This is a genomic window from Halanaerobium saccharolyticum subsp. saccharolyticum DSM 6643 (genome assembly GCF_000350165.1).
Classification (GTDB): Bacteria; Bacillota; Halanaerobiia; order Halanaerobiales; family Halanaerobiaceae; genus Halanaerobium; species Halanaerobium saccharolyticum.
Map to the genome: position 1 here is coordinate 28,331 of NZ_CAUI01000010.1, position 14,824 is coordinate 43,154.

The 14,824-nt window shown below is 32.9% G+C and carries 12 protein-coding genes; 11 read left to right on the plus strand and 1 reads right to left on the minus strand.

The features are described 5' to 3' along the window. Positions 1-61: 61 nt before the first annotated feature. The 3 genes from HSACCH_RS04720 (at position 62) to nrdJ (ending at position 4,868) form a co-directional block, all read left to right on the plus strand. A complete protein-coding gene (locus tag HSACCH_RS04720; RefSeq protein ID WP_005488256.1) occupies positions 62-1,084 on the plus strand; it encodes a sugar kinase in 1,023 nt (340 codons plus the stop codon). 106 nt (positions 1,085-1,190) lie between these two features. After that, the gene (locus tag HSACCH_RS04725; RefSeq protein ID WP_005488257.1) at positions 1,191-2,150 is read left to right on the plus strand and encodes a sugar kinase; all 960 of its coding nucleotides are present in this window, start codon (positions 1,191-1,193) and stop codon (positions 2,148-2,150) included. A gap of 324 nt (positions 2,151-2,474) precedes the next feature. After that, a complete protein-coding gene (gene nrdJ, locus HSACCH_RS04730) occupies positions 2,475-4,868 on the plus strand; it encodes a ribonucleoside-triphosphate reductase, adenosylcobalamin-dependent (protein ID WP_005488258.1) in 2,394 nt (797 codons plus the stop codon). A 111-nt stretch (positions 4,869-4,979) separates the two neighbouring features. Here the strand turns inward: nrdJ and HSACCH_RS04735 are convergent, their stop codons facing one another. Continuing rightward, a complete protein-coding gene (locus tag HSACCH_RS04735) occupies positions 4,980-5,855 on the minus strand; it encodes a hypothetical protein (protein WP_005488259.1) in 876 nt (291 codons plus the stop codon). 400 nt (positions 5,856-6,255) lie between these two features. Here HSACCH_RS04735 and HSACCH_RS04740 point away from each other — a divergent pair, with 400 nt between their 5' ends. The 8 genes from HSACCH_RS04740 to HSACCH_RS04775 all read left to right on the plus strand — a co-directional run bounded on the left by HSACCH_RS04740 (position 6,256) and on the right by HSACCH_RS04775 (position 14,784). After that, complete coding sequence (locus tag HSACCH_RS04740; RefSeq protein ID WP_005488260.1) at positions 6,256-7,623, plus strand: MATE family efflux transporter; 1,368 nt, start codon at positions 6,256-6,258, stop codon at positions 7,621-7,623. 62 nt (positions 7,624-7,685) lie between these two features. Further along, on the plus strand, positions 7,686-8,606 hold the full coding sequence (locus HSACCH_RS04745; protein WP_005488262.1) for an ABC transporter ATP-binding protein: 921 nt from the start codon (positions 7,686-7,688) through the stop codon (positions 8,604-8,606). Further along, positions 8,593-9,363, plus strand: coding sequence for an ABC transporter permease (locus HSACCH_RS04750; RefSeq protein ID WP_005488264.1), 771 nt, complete (start codon positions 8,593-8,595; stop codon positions 9,361-9,363). Before HSACCH_RS04745 ends, HSACCH_RS04750 begins: the two co-directional genes overlap by 14 nt. Positions 9,364-9,462: 99 nt before the next feature. Next, positions 9,463-10,230 (plus strand): co-chaperone DjlA, encoded by a 768-nt coding sequence (djlA, locus tag HSACCH_RS04755; RefSeq protein WP_005488265.1) that lies wholly within the window; start codon positions 9,463-9,465, stop codon positions 10,228-10,230. Positions 10,231-10,264: 34 nt separating this feature from the next. Continuing rightward, entirely contained in the window at positions 10,265-11,218 is a 954-nt protein-coding gene (locus HSACCH_RS04760) for a 2-hydroxyacid dehydrogenase (RefSeq protein WP_005488266.1), read from the plus strand. Between the two features lie 7 nt (positions 11,219-11,225). Then, entirely contained in the window at positions 11,226-13,115 is a 1,890-nt protein-coding gene (locus HSACCH_RS04765) for a sigma 54-interacting transcriptional regulator (protein ID WP_005488267.1), read from the plus strand. Between the two features lie 204 nt (positions 13,116-13,319). Next, positions 13,320-13,625: a UxaA family hydrolase gene (locus tag HSACCH_RS04770; protein WP_005488268.1), complete on the plus strand. Its 306-nt coding sequence runs from the start codon at positions 13,320-13,322 to the stop codon at positions 13,623-13,625. 1 nt (position 13,626) lies between these two features. Further along, positions 13,627-14,784 (plus strand): UxaA family hydrolase, encoded by a 1,158-nt coding sequence (locus tag HSACCH_RS04775; protein ID WP_005488269.1) that lies wholly within the window; start codon positions 13,627-13,629, stop codon positions 14,782-14,784. Positions 14,785-14,824: the final 40 nt, after the last annotated feature.

The window sequence follows — 14,824 nt, forward strand, 5'->3', positions numbered from 1 at the left end:
CAAAAACAAACTTAAAGAATAACTAAAATTCATTCAAAAATTATCAGGAGGTTTTTATATTATGTCTAAAAAAGTTGTTACATTTGGAGAAATTATGCTGCGTTTGACCCCACCGGATCATCAGCGTTTTATTCAGGCTGACACATTTAATGTTATTTATGGTGGAGGAGAAGCAAATACTGCTGTATCTTTAGCTAATTATGGTTTAGACGCTCGTTTTGTGACTAAGTTACCTAATAATCCAATCGGTCAGGCTGCTTTAAACGAAGTACGCCGCTTTGGTGTTGATACTAATTACATTGCTCGCGGTGGAGACCGTTTAGGAATCTATTACTGCGAAAATGGTGCTAGTCAGAGACCATCTAATGTAGTTTATGATAGAGCTCATTCTGCAATTGCTGAAGCTGAGAATGCAGATTTTGACTGGGAAGAAATTTTTGCTGATGTAGACTGGTTCCACTACACAGGAATTACCCCTGCTTTAAGCAAAAAAATGTCAGATGTTACTTTAGAAGCTGTTAAAGCTGCTAAAAAGCACGGAGTCAAAGTCAGCTGTGACTTAAATTACCGGGCTAAGCTCTGGAGTAAAGAAAGAGCCGGTCAGGTAATGGAAGGTTTAATGGAATATACTGATGTTGTAATTGCTAATGAAGAAGATGCTGAAATGGTATTTGATATCAAGAGTGGTTCGGATATTACCGGTGGCGACTTAAATGTTGAAGGTTACAAAGATGTTGCAAAACAGTTAATCGATCGTTTCGACTTAGAATTAGTAGGAAGTCACTTAAGAATTAGCCACAGTGCTTCTAATAATGGCTGGTTAGTTATTCTCTTTGACGGCGAGAACTTTGTCCAGTCAACTAAATATGAGATCACTATTATTGACCGTGTTGGAGGAGGAGACTCTTTTGCTGGTGGTTTAATCTATTCTTTAGTAACTGGAAAAGAGCTTCAGGAAGCTGCTGAATTTGGTGCTGCTGCTTCTGCTTTAAAACAGTCAATACCTGGTGACTTCAACCATGTAAGTGTTAAAGAAGTAGAAACTCTAGCTGGTGGAAATGCTTCTGGTAGAGTTAAGAGATAAATAGTTAATAATTCTAAGCAAATAGAAAGGCTGCAGTTTATGGCTGTGGCCTTTTTTTCAAATTTAGCATTAATGGCAAATCTTTATTTTTTAGGAGTGATTTAAAATGATTGATCTTGTTACTATTGGAGAGACAATGGCAGCAATGGCACCAAATGAAGTAGGTTCACTAAAATATTTAAATACTTTTTCCAAATATATAGCGGGAGCAGAATCTAATGTTGCAATTGGGGTTAAGCGGCTTGGTTTTAATTCTGGCTGGATCAGTAAACTGGGGAAAGATCCACTTGGTGATTATGTAGAATTTTTTGTACGTGGTGAAGGAGTAGATGTTTCTCAGGTTAAAAGAGATAAAGAGCACAGAACAGGGATCCTGATTAAAGAAATGCATACAACTAAAGAGCCCAAGGTTTTTTATTACCGTGAAAATTCTGCTGCCAGCTGTCTGACTGAAGAAGATATAGATCAGAACTATATAAAAAATGCCAGGCACCTTCATTTAACTGGAATTACACCGGCTTTAAGTCAGAGTGCTCAGGCGGCTTTTTTTAAAGCTCTGCAGGTAGCAAGAGAAAACAATTTAAAAATTTCTTTTGACCCTAATTTAAGGCTGAAACTCTGGGATTCTATTGAAGAAATGAAAAAAGTCATGTTAAAAATTATCCCTCAGGTTAATGTTTTGCTGCCGGGAGTTGAGGAAGGAGAAATTCTGCTTGGACAGTCTGATCCAGAAGAGATTATTAAGGAATTTTACGAAATGATGGAACCAGGATCTCTGATAGTACTCAAAATTGGAGCAGAAGGTGCTTTATATTATCAGGGTGATCAGATTGAACATGTTGAACCTTATTGTGTGGATAATATAGTTGATTTAATTGGTGCAGGAGATGCCTTTGCAGCTGGATTGATTACTGGACTTTTAAGAGAATTACCGATTCAGGAAGCGGTTGAACTTGCTAATTTAGTTGGCGCCTTATGTATTACAGTTAAAGGTGATATAGAAGGCTTACCCACCTGGGAGCAGGTTGAGATTTATCAGGGAAAAAAAGAAGAAATACACAGATGATTTAGATTATTAAAATAGAATATATAAAGTATTAAATTGGAGACAGAAAAAATAATTAGTATCTTAAATAATTTTTCTGTCTTTTTTAATTGATTAATTACTCTACTAATCTTATAATAATAGATATAGACCTAATTAAAGGTCAATAAATATTTATTTATAAATTGTTTGTTTTATTTAGCAGCCAATAAGATAGTTTTTGTTTAAATTTGTCATTTAATATATAATCAATCAAGTTAATCAACATTATTATAAATGCATTTTAAACATTAGTATGTTATAATTATTTTTCTAGATTAAATTAATTTTAAGGAGGTTTTTATTTTGAGTAAATCTGATATGACGGTAATTAAGCGGGATGGTCGAGAAGTAGCTTATAGTCGAGATAAGATAACCAAGGCTATTTATAGAGCTATGATTGAATCCGGCGAAGATACAACAACTGAAGATGATGCAGAACAAGTAGCTTTAGATGTAGAATCAGATCTGATATTAGACTTTTATAATGAAGATCAGGTGCCAAAAGTAGAAGAAATACAAGATTTGGTAGAAGAAAAATTGATGAAGGCTGCCTATGTTACAACAGCTAAAGCCTATATTTTATATAGAAATAAAAGGCAGCAGTCGAGATTATCCAGAAAAAAGGAAAAAGAAAATCCACTTTTAACAAACGAATTTTTGAGTAAATATAAACACCAACCCAATCCTTTTCCGACAGAACTCGGAGAATTTATTTATTATAGAACATATTCACGTTGGTTAGAAGAAGAGCAGCGCCGCGAATACTGGTGGGAAACAGTAAAAAGGGCTGTAGAATATAACTGTTCTTTAGCTCCAACTACTAAAAAAGAAGCAGAAAAACTTTATGATAACGTATATAATCTAAGGAATTTTTTAGCAGGGCGTACACTCTGGACAGCTTCTACAGAGTCATCCAAAAAATATGGAATGAGCAATTACAACTGCTCATTTACAGTTATTGATAGCTTTAAAGCTTATCAGGACCTTTTTTATTTGCTGATGATCGGATCAGGAGTTGGTTTTCGCGTACTTCCTCGTGACGTAGAGAAGTTGCCAAAAATAAGAACTGATATTGAAGTTATTCATAAATATTATGAACCTGTAGAAAAAGATGAACGAAGGGAATATACAGATTTTGATTTTGATGAAGATGATGTAGTAACAGTTAATGTCGGTGATTCTAAAGAAGGATGGATTCAGTCTTTAGAATATTATTTCAAATTTTTAGTAAACCATGCTTATCGCCCCTTAAAAAGAATTATCTTTAATTATGATTCAGTTCGTCCTAAAGGGGAAAAGCTTAAAACATTTGGTGGTACAGCTTCTGGTCATCAGAGCTTAAAGAGAATGTTTACTAAGATAGATAAATTATTGAAAGAAAAGCCGGATCGAGATCTTGACGAGATAAATCGCGTTAAATTGAAACCAATTGACGCTATGGATCTAGCAAATATTGTTGCTGAAAATGTAGTATCTGGTGGAGTTAGGCGTTCATCCCAAATCTGTCTCTTTAGTGAAGGTGATAAGGAAATAGCTCAGGCTAAGAGTAATCTGTATGTAAAAGAAGATGACGAATGGGTTATCAACAAGGAAATATCTCACCGTCAAATGAGCAATAATAGTATTTTCTACGAAGGAAAACCTTCTAAGGAACAGTTAAAATGGCATGTTAAACAGATGCGCTTTAGTGGAGAACCTGGATTTATTAATGCTGTCGAAGGTAGCCGCCGTCGTGAGAATTTCAAGGGGGTTAATCCCTGTGCAGAAATTTTATTAGATTCCAGAGGAGTTTGTAACTTAACTTCTTTAAATGTAATGGCTTTTGTTGATGAAGAAGGTAATATTGAGAAGGAAAGAATGTTTGAAGCTCAAAAACTTTCTGCTAGGTCTGGCTATAGAATGGCTTTAATTGAATTTGAACTACCAGAATGGGATCAGATTAATAAAAGAGATAGATTAATTGGAACTTCTTTAACTGGTTGGCAGGATATGAAAAATGCTGCAGGTTTAAATGAAGCTCAAGAAGCTGAATTATTAGAAGAACTGAAAGAAGTTGCTCATAAAGCTGGTAGAGAAATTGCAAAAGAGGTAGGAGATAATGAGCCTAAATTAATTACAACTGTTAAACCTGAAGGGACTCAAACTCAGATGCCAACAGTTTCTAGTGGTCTTCATTATTCTCATAGTGCTTATTATGTACGCAGAGTAAGAATTTCTGCTTCTGATCCACTGGCCCGTGTCTGCGAAGAATTAGATTATCCTATTAATCCAGAAGTTGGTCAGAATCCAGATGATCCAGAAACACTTGTTGTTGAATTTCCTGTTAAAGCTCCTGAAGGGGAGGTTAAAGGAGATGTGGATGCTATTGATCAGTTAGAAACATATAAGATGTTTATGGAAAATTATGTTGATCATAATGCCTCAATTACTGTTCATGTACGAGATGATGAATGGGAAGATGTAGAAGAATGGCTGTGGGAAAACTGGAATAGTGTTGTAGGTATTTCATTCATTTCTTATAATGATAATTTTTACGATTTAATGCCTTATGAAGAAATCACTGAAGAAGAATATAATAAGCGGGTGGAAGAAATGGAAAGATTTAATCCCTCTTTAGTTTCTAAGTATGAAACTGAGTATTTAGAAAGAGAAATAGATGATGCTTCTTGTGAGACTGGCGCTTGTCCGGTAAGATAAAATATTTTTATGAAATTAATATTTAAATTATTGATTAATTATAACAGAAAATAATATTTTAATTGAAAAAACTCCCGGCTGTTTTTTTAGCCGGGAGTTTTTTTATATCATTTAAAATGTAAAACCTAAAAATAGCATTGCTGTGGTAATTAAAACAGCGATTGTACAGGCAGGAGGGTCAATGTGAGTATCTCCCCAGTCGTAGAATAGACGGGCAAAAAACTCACCAATAAATGCACCTAATATACCAAAGATGCCTCCCCAAATAACACTTCCTGTAGCTATTGCTGCAGCTGCAGCTGGAAATGCGATATGGTGGGTAACAGGTCCTTTACCTTTTGTTTCCAAAATAATTAAAGAAGCGGCTGTTATACCAAACATAATAAATTTACTGCCAGTAACAATAGTAATATATCCAGAAACCAAACCAACGCTAAGTCCTAAAGCAAGCAGTTGAGAAAAATTCATCTGCCAGGGTAACCAAGCAATTTCTGCTGGTGGTTTCCAGCGCGAATCACTTTTATCCGGATCATAAGTACCAAAAATACCTGTTTTACTAAAAGCAAGTCTATGAATGAGTGCAGAAATTGCTACAGTTAAAGCAATTGTATCAGTAGGTGTGCCAATAGATGCAAAGAATTGATTAATTACTAAACCTAAAATACCAAAGATACCACCAACCATTAAAATATCCCAGTTTTCATTAATTCCATACAATGGGGCTAAAATATTAGCACCATCATCGAGTTTACCTTTTTGTCCGGCATAAGCTGTTGCGGCAGCGCCACCGGCAAAAGCAATATGAGGTCCAAATAAAGTACCAAAACCTATGGAGCCAGTAATCGCACCTCCACCAGTTGCCAGAGCTAGAGCTTCACCAGCCATTACAGCAAAACCACAGAAGATAAATGCAGGTAATGCACCTAAAGCAGCTCCGAAAGCGCCTCCCCCAAAAGCAGCAAGAACTAAGTTCAAAGTAATACCCATTCTTATTCCTCCTTTTTTTTGATATAAAAGAGTTTTTAAGAAATACCTACTTCTAGAATAATTTCAAAAAAGACATAGCCCTCCCTTCATTTTTTATTTTGTTTATGTTTTTGAGTTATTTATAAACATATATTTAAATGAAAATAATCAATATCTATTTTCTACTTCTCTATATAAATTTTATCACTTTAAATAATCAATGTCAAAGTATTTAGAATATTATACTTATTAACAAATGAAGAGACTTGAAATATCTTTAAAGCTCTTTTGAAATAATATCTGCTATTGTTAAGCAAATAATTGTGTTATATTCATATAAATGCTAAAATTAAAATAGTGTGAATTTAAAAAGCACAGTAAAAGGAGATTTATTAAATTTAAGAGCGTATGGAGGGTTAAAATGGTACTTAAATCAAAATCAAGTCGAATGGGTGAGGAGCCGATAGTAAAATTACTTTTTAAGTTATCAGCACCCGCAATTGCTGGTATGCTCATTCAGGCTATGTATAATATAGTGGATAGTATTTATGTAGGGCGTTTAAGTACAGATGCTCTATCTGCTTTATCTATTTCTTTTCCAGTTCAAATGTTTTTAATCGCAGTTGGTGTTGGAACAGGAGTGGGAACCAGTTCACTGATTTCAAGATTATTAGGGAAAGGGGATAATTGTCGCGCTAACAATGTAGCAGAACATGTTTTTTTTATTGCTATTATTTATGGAATTCTGGGTGGTCTACTTGGAATATTTTATTCAGAAAATATAGTCAGACTATTTACTAATGATCCAATTTTAATAGATTTAGGTTATCAGTATATTAATATTATTTTAACTGGTTCGATTGCAATCTTTATTCCTGCTACTTTTAACTATATTTTGCGGGGAGAGGGCAATACATTTCTACCAATGATGACCATGATTATTGGTGCAGTTTTAAATATGATTATTGATCCTTTTTTAATTTTTGGTCTGGGTCCATTTCCACAGCTTGGTGTGGCTGGGGCTGCTTATGCAACTGTGTTTTCAAGATTTATTGGTGGTATATTTATTATTTTTGTTTTATTTAGTGATAAAAATGAATTAACTTTAAAATTAGAGGATTTCGAATTTGATTTTCAAATTATAAAGGAAATTTATAATATTGGTATTCCAGCAATGGCAAACCGCCTGCTTTTTAGTGTGTCAATTGTATTTATCAATTTAATTTTAGGAGCCTTTAATTCTACTGCCATTGCTGTCATGGGGTTAATTTTTAGAATGCAGTCTTTCTTTTTAATGATGGTTTTTGGCCTAACACAAGGTTATTTACCAATAGTTGGCTATAATTTTGGCCATAATAACCCGGAACGTATGAAAAAAACTATTATAGTCGGTAATTTAGCAGCTTTAAGTTTTGGTGTGATTGGTTTTATAATTTTTCAACTGTTTCCAGGTGCTATTATCAAATTATTTAACAGTGATCCTAAACTCTTAAATATCGGAATTGGCGCCTTGAAAAAAGTAAGTTTATCTTATTTCTTTATGGTTTTAAATATTATTGGAGTAGCAACTTTTCAGGCGGTTGGCAAAGGAATGCCAAGTTTTGCCATAACATTTTTAAGGCAGGCAATTCTTTTAGTTCCTGGGATGTATATCTTAGGCGAAATTTTTGGACTGGACGCTGTTTGGTTTTCTTTTCCAATTGCTGAATCAATTTCTTTTGTAATTATGATCAGCTGGTTGATAGCTACTATTAAAAAATCAATGAACAGAATGAGAGAAGAAGTCTAAAATAGAAGATAATAGATAAAAATAGAAGCTCTCTATATTTTGGGAGATAGAAGGAGGAAAAAATGTCTACAGCAATAAAAATCAGAGATATAAATAAGACATATGGTAATTTACAGGCATTAGATGATATAAATTTAGATATTAAAGAGGGTGAATTTTTTGGCCTGCTGGGTCCTAATGGAGCCGGCAAAAGCACTTTGATTGGAATTTTAGGTGGTTTAGTGAAAAAAGATTCGGGAACAGTCACAGTTTTAGGCAAGGATATTATTGATAATTATAGAGAAACTAAAAAGTCTTTAGGGATTGTACCACAGGAAATAACTTTTGATCCTTACTTTACTGTTCGCGAAACTCTCGAAATGCACTCCGGTTATTTTGGGATTAAAGATAATAGTGAAAAAATTGATGAATTACTGAAAGCTTTGAGTTTAGCTGATAAAGCCGAAATAGGACCGAGACAGTTATCAGGTGGAATGAAGAGAAGACTTTTGATTGCTAAAGCACTGGTTCATGACCCAAAAATAATTGTTTTAGATGAGCCAACAGCTGGAGTTGATGTTGAGTTAAGAAATAGCCTTTGGAATTATGTAATTCAGCTAAATAAAGAAGGTAAGACAATTATTTTAACTACCCATTATTTAGAAGAAGCGGAGGCACTTTGTGATCGGATTGCTATTATGAATAAAGGTAAAATTGTCAAGGTTGACAGCAAAGAAAGTTTGATCAATTCTATAGATAAAAAGATTATTAAGATCAAATTTGCTGATGCAGTTCATGGATTAGAAGAAGAGTTGGTAGAAATTGATTTTAAACTGAACAATAATCAAAGACAGATTGAAATTGAAACAGCAAAAAAAGATTTAGATAAAATTATGAGAAAAATTAATGCTTTGAATCTAGATATTGTCGATATTGATATTGAAAGTGCAAAGTTGGAAGATGTCTTTATTAAGCTAACTAATTTAGGAGGTGACGACAATTAATAATATCACTTTCTTTAGTTTAGTTAAAAGAGAAGTTGCAAGATTTTCTAAAGTTGCGATTCAAACTATATTTGCTCCTTTAATTTCAACTGGCTTATATTTAATTATATTTTCGTATTCTTTTCAGAATCGGGAGGTTGCCGGTTATGGAATACCTTATATTGATTTTATTGTTCCTGGTTTAATTATGATGAGTTTGATTCAGAATTCATTTGCCAATACTTCCTCATCTTTAATTGGAGCAAAGTATAATGGGATAATAATTGACTTTCTACTGGCCCCTTTTTCTTATATTGAACTTACCTTAGGTTTTATGATTGGAGGAATGGTTAGGGGAATGTTAGTGGGTAGTGTAACATATTTAGTAGCTACATTTTTTTATGGGGGAGCAGTTGCCCATCCGCTTCTAGCATTATTTTTTGCTTTTTTAGTCTCTTCAATTTTCTCTCTTTTTGGAATAGTTGCTGGTTTATGGGCGGAAAAGTTTGATCACGTGTCTATTTTTTCTAACTTTTTTATCACCCCATTGACTTTTTTAAGCGGAGTTTTTTACTCTGTTAAGGGACTGCCGGGAATTTGGAGTACGGTATCTTTATTCAACCCGGTCTTTTATATGGTTGATGCTTTTCGTTATGCTTTTGTCGGCCAGTCTGATATTACACCAGCTTTTTCGGCTTTAGTAATCAGTAGTTTGGTGATTATTTTGTTATCATTAGTTACTTATTTATTTAAGATTGGTTATAAGGTTAAGAGTTAATGAATTAAAGTCGATATTTTGTTATTTGTGTTAATTGTCTTATTTATTGATGAATGTTAAAATAGTACTAATATATCTAATTAAATGGAGGTTATAATAATGGCCTGGATGGGTAAAATTCTTGGAGGAACAGTTGGCTGGTCTTTTGGTGGCCCTTTAGGGGCGGTGATTGGGGCAGCTATTGGTAATCATTTTGATAAAAATAATTTTGCTTCGAGTCAATTTGGACAGCAGCAGAAAAACAATTTGAATCAACAGGAAGAAAAGCAAACTATCTTTTTTACTAGTATCTTTTCAATGTTGGCTAAGTTTGCACAAGCAGATGGTACTGTCAGTCGATCTGAGATAAAAACTATTGATCGTTTTATTAAAAATGAGCTTAAGCTGCAGGGAGATGCTCGCGAATTAGCAATTAGAATTTTTGATGAGGCTAAAAGAAAAAATAATAGTTTTACAGAATATGCACAGCAGTTTTATGATAATTTTAAAAGTGAACAGACTCTTGTTTTAGGGATGTTTGATTTATTGATGAAGGTTGCAGTAGCAGATGATGATTTTCATCATAAAGAAGAAGAATATATTAAGAAAGCTAAAAGAATTTTTAAACTAAATGATAGTCAGTATGAAAGCATCAGATCTCAATATGTAGAAACAGCTGACTTAGAAAAATATTATAAAATATTGGAATGCTCACCTGAGGCTGATTTTAAGGAAGTTAAGCGTAAATATCGGAAAAAGGCAAAAGAATTTCATCCGGATAATGTAATTGGTAAGGGTTTACCGGAAGAATTTGTAGATTTTGCCGAGCAGGAATTCAAAAAAATTAATGATGCTTATGAAAAAATAAAAGAACATAAAACAGCTTAATTAAATACTTATTATATTTTTAGGGGTGAAAATAATGAAAATAGTGATGATTGAACCAATTAATATTTCTATGCTTAAAATTGAAGAATACAGGCAGACACTTGAAGCTGGGGGTCATCAGCTGATTGCTTATTCTGCTAGAGCAGAGAGCAATGAAGAAATGGTAAAAAGAGCAGAAGATGCTGACATTTTAATTATAGCCAATCAGCCCTTACCTGCAGAAGTAATCAATTCTGCTAAAAATTTAAAGATGATTTCAGTTGCTTTTACCGGTTTTGATCACATAGCAATGGATGCCTGCCGCGAAAATGATATCTTAGTTTCCAATTCTTCTGGGTATGCAAATCAGGCTGTGGCTGAACTCGTTTTTGGTTTGACAATTGACTTAATGCGTAAGATTAATGATTCTAATACTGCAGTTAGAGCTGGAAAAACTCGAGCTGGTCTAATTGGAAATGAACTGGCCGGCAAAAACTTTGGCATAATCGGTTTTGGTTCAATTGGTCAGAAGACTGCTCGGATTGCAGATGCCTTTGGCTGTAATATTCTAGTTGATAATCATAAAAAACATCAAGCTGGAGAAGAACTTGGAGTAGAATATCTGCCAATTCCTGAACTGATGCAGAAAAGTGATATAGTCAGTCTGCATGTTCCACTCAAAGATTCAACTGTAGATTTAATTGATGCAGAAGAGATTGCTTTAATGAAAAATAGTTCAATCTTGATTAATACAGCGCGGGGACCTGTAGTTAATAGTAAAGCACTGGCTGAAGCTTTAAATGAGGAAGAAATTGCTGGAGCTGGAATTGATGTGTTTGAGATAGAGCCACCTATCCCTAAAGATCATCCACTTTTAAATGCTAAAAATACTATTTTAACACCTCATACTGCTTTTGCAACTGAGGAAGCTTTTATTAAAAGAGCTGAAATAGTTTTTGCTAATATTGAAGCCTGGTTAGCTGGCAAGCCGCAGAATGTTGTAAGTTGAGATAATTATGGAAATTGAAAATAAAATTATTTTAATAGCGCCTTATTTGAAGTTAAAAGAATCTTCTCAGAAAGTTGTTGATAGAAACAATTATTATATTGATGTATATTTGGGTGATCTTAAAGAAGGGGTTAAAGTAGCAAAAGAAGCAGTTGAAAATGGGGCTGAGTTAATTATTAGTCGTGGTGGAACTGCAACTATGATAAAAGAAAATGTCGATGTTCCAGTTGTTGAAATAAATGTTACCGGTTTTGATTTGTTAAGGGTTATTTATCCATTTGTTTCATCAGAAAACAAAAAAATTGGTATAATTGGTTACTCTAATGTTATATATGGAATGAAATCTATTTCAAACACTTTAGATATTAATATAGAATACTATGAAATTAAATGCAATAATCAAGTTGAAAAACAAATAAGAAAAGCTATTGAAAATGATGTTACTCTTATCATTGGTGATACAATAGCTATTAAAACTGCTGCTAAACATGGTTTTGAAACTAAATTAATTACTTCAGGGGAAGAAGCTGTACAAAATGCTATTTTAGAAGCTCAAAAAGTTTATCAAGCAATTTTGAAAGAAAAGAAAGAAAAAGAAATGTTAAAAACAATTTTAGACTTTGCTCAAGAAGGTATAATTGCTATAGATAAGGATGGAATAGTAAATGTTTTTAATCCTCAAGCTGAAAAATTATTTAATCTAAATCAAAATAATGTAATTGATTATAGGGCTGATGAAGTATTACCAAACACAAGATTATTAGAGGTAATTAAGACTGGAGAGAAAGAACTAAATCAGATACAAAATATAGGGGAAACAAGAATTGCTACAAATAGAGTCCCCATAAAAGTAGAAAATAAAGTAAATGGTGCTGTAGCAACTTTTCAAGATGTTACAAAAATACAGAAATTAGAACAAGAAATTAGAAGGGAATTAAATAAAAAAGGTTTAACTGCTCAATATAATTTTGATGATATAATTGGAGAAAGTAAAGTTATAAAAGTAAAAAAAGAATTAGCTAAAAAATTTGCAAAAGTTAACTCTACAGTTTTAATTAGAGGTCAGAGTGGAACCGGAAAAGAATTATTTGCTCACAGTATACATAAAAATAGCAAAAGAAAAAATGGTCCATTTGTTGCTATTAATTGTGCTGCCTTGCCAACAAATTTACTTGAAAGTGAACTTTTTGGATATGAGGAAGGAAGTTTTACAGGAGCAAAAAAGGGTGGGAAAAGTGGTCTTTTTGAATTAGCTCATAGAGGGACTATATTCTTAGATGAAATTGGAAAAATGGATAAGAAGCTTCAAGCTAGATTATTAAGGGTTATTCAAGAAAAAAGGATAATGAGGCTTGGAGGAAGAGAAGTGATTCCAGTAGATGTTAGAATAATATCTGCTGCAAACAGTAATTTAAATACAGAAGTACAAAATGGAGAATTTAGAAAAGATTTATATTATAGACTAAATGTTCTAGAACTTAAAATTCCTCCTCTTTCAGAAAGAAAAGAAGATATACCAGCATTAGTAAAATATTTTTCAAATAAAATGACTAAAAAAAATAATTTAAATATTAAATTTTCTAGTAGTGTGATCGAAGCTTTTCAAAAATATAATTGGCCAGGTAATGTCAGAGAGTTAGAAAATATGGTTGAGAAAACAATTGTAATCTCAGATTCTAAAATAATTAGAAAAAAAGATATTAAATATATATTACCAGAAAGAAATGAGAGAAATGAAAAAAATAATTTAATTGATATATATACTTCCTTTGATAATATTGAAAAACAGGTTATAAAGTTACTTACTGGCGATGGTTTATCTAAAACAGAAATTGCTAATATATTAGACATTGACAGATCGACTCTATGGCGAAAACTAAAAAAATATGATTTATAATAAAACATATTGTTGCATTATGCAGCAATATGTTATTTTTTTATAAAAAAATAAGGGGTTAAAATCTATTAATTTCAGAAATTAAAAAATTATAGTTGTTGATATAATAGGGTTTTTAAAATAATTCAGAAAATTTAAGCTTTTTGGAATGATACTTGCATTAAATATATACGAGAATAATAATATCGAAGGGGGGAAATTTAAATGGCAAGTAAATCTATTGTAATGAACTCTGAAGACAATATTGCTACAACACTGTCAGATATTGCTAAAGGAGAAGAGGTTGAAGTTGAAATTAAAGAGGATGTAGAAAAGATACAAATAAATAATGACATACCTTTTGGACACAAATTTTCTTTAGTAGATATCAAAAAAGGTAGTGATGTTGTTAAATACGGTGAAGTTATAGGGAAGGCCAGTCAAGATATCAAAAAAGGTGATTATGTTCATGTACATAATCTCGAGAGTAAAAGAGCACGTGGAGATTTAACAAAACGGGGGGTGAATTAAATTGAAAATTAAAGGTTATAAAAGAGAAAATGGAAAAGTAGGTATTAGAAATCACCTGCTTGTATTACCTACTTCAGTTTGTGCAGCTCATACTGCTGTGAAAATAGCAGATCAAATAAGTGAGGCTGTTGCAATTCCTCATGAACATGGATGTTGCCAGTTGGGACCTGATGAAGATCAAACAATAAGAACATTAATAGGCTTAGGTAAAAATCCTAATGTTGGTTCAGTTCTTGTAGTAGGTCTAGGTTGTGAAGGTGTAGAGCCTGATAATGTAGCAGAAGAGATTAGTAAAACTGGTAAAAGAGTAGAAAAATTAGTTATACAAAAAGAAGGTGGAACACTTAAAACTATTGAAGTGGGTACTAGAATTGCTAGGGATATGGCAAATGACCTTGCTAAAATGGAAAGACAAGAAGTAGATCTAGATAACTTAATATTAGGAATAGAATGTGGTGGAACAGATGCTACATCTGGTATAGCAGCCAATCCTGCAGTTGGAGGAGCATCAGACAAGCTTCTTGAATATGGTGGTACTGCAATGTTATCAGAAACCACAGAACTAATTGGAGCAGAACATGTATTAGCAAAAAGAGCTTTAAATGAACATGTGAAGAATAGATTGTTTGAAATTGTTAATAGGACTGAAGAGAGAGCATTAGATTCAGGAGTTGATTTAAGAGGTAATCAACCTACTCCAGGAAATATCCAGGGTGGAGTTACAACTATTGAAGAAAAATCTCTTGGATGTATTTATAAAGCTGGATTTGCTACTATTCAAGGTATCTTAGAGTATGCAGAAGAAGTAGATGGCAAAGGTTTTTATGTAATGGATACACCTGGTCAGGACATTGATTCAATAACTGGTATGCTTGCAGGTGGAGCTCAGATAATTGTGTTTACAACTGGGCGAGGAACCCCTACAGGGTCACCAATTGCACCGGTAATTAAAGTAACAGGTAATTCTAGAACTTATAAAATGATGGAAGATAATATTGATATTAATGCTGGTCGAATAATTGATGATGGTGTTCCAATGAGTGAAGTTTCTGAGGAAATCTTTGATTATATGATTAGAGTATCAAATGGGGAAAAACCAAAGGCAGAATTGCTTGGACATCAAGAATTCGGTATATTTAGAATTGCACCAACAGTTTAATAATAACTTATTAAAAACTTTTTAAATAATTTAAGGAGTG

Coding starts and splice junctions, on each gene's coding strand:
- HSACCH_RS04770 (WP_005488268.1), top strand. CDS start 13,320: ATGGCAAGTAAATCTATTGTAATGAACTCTGAAGACAATATTGCTACA.
- HSACCH_RS04745 (WP_005488262.1), top strand. CDS start 7,686: ATGTCTACAGCAATAAAAATCAGAGATATAAATAAGACATATGGTAAT.
- HSACCH_RS04760 (WP_005488266.1), top strand. CDS start 10,265: ATGAAAATAGTGATGATTGAACCAATTAATATTTCTATGCTTAAAATT.
- HSACCH_RS04740 (WP_005488260.1), top strand. CDS start 6,256: ATGGTACTTAAATCAAAATCAAGTCGAATGGGTGAGGAGCCGATAGTA.
- HSACCH_RS04735 (WP_005488259.1), bottom strand. CDS start 5,855: ATGGGTATTACTTTGAACTTAGTTCTTGCTGCTTTTGGGGGAGGCGCT.
- djlA (WP_005488265.1), top strand. CDS start 9,463: ATGGCCTGGATGGGTAAAATTCTTGGAGGAACAGTTGGCTGGTCTTTT.
- HSACCH_RS04720 (WP_005488256.1), top strand. CDS start 62: ATGTCTAAAAAAGTTGTTACATTTGGAGAAATTATGCTGCGTTTGACC.
- HSACCH_RS04725 (WP_005488257.1), top strand. CDS start 1,191: ATGATTGATCTTGTTACTATTGGAGAGACAATGGCAGCAATGGCACCA.
- HSACCH_RS04765 (WP_005488267.1), top strand. CDS start 11,226: ATGGAAATTGAAAATAAAATTATTTTAATAGCGCCTTATTTGAAGTTA.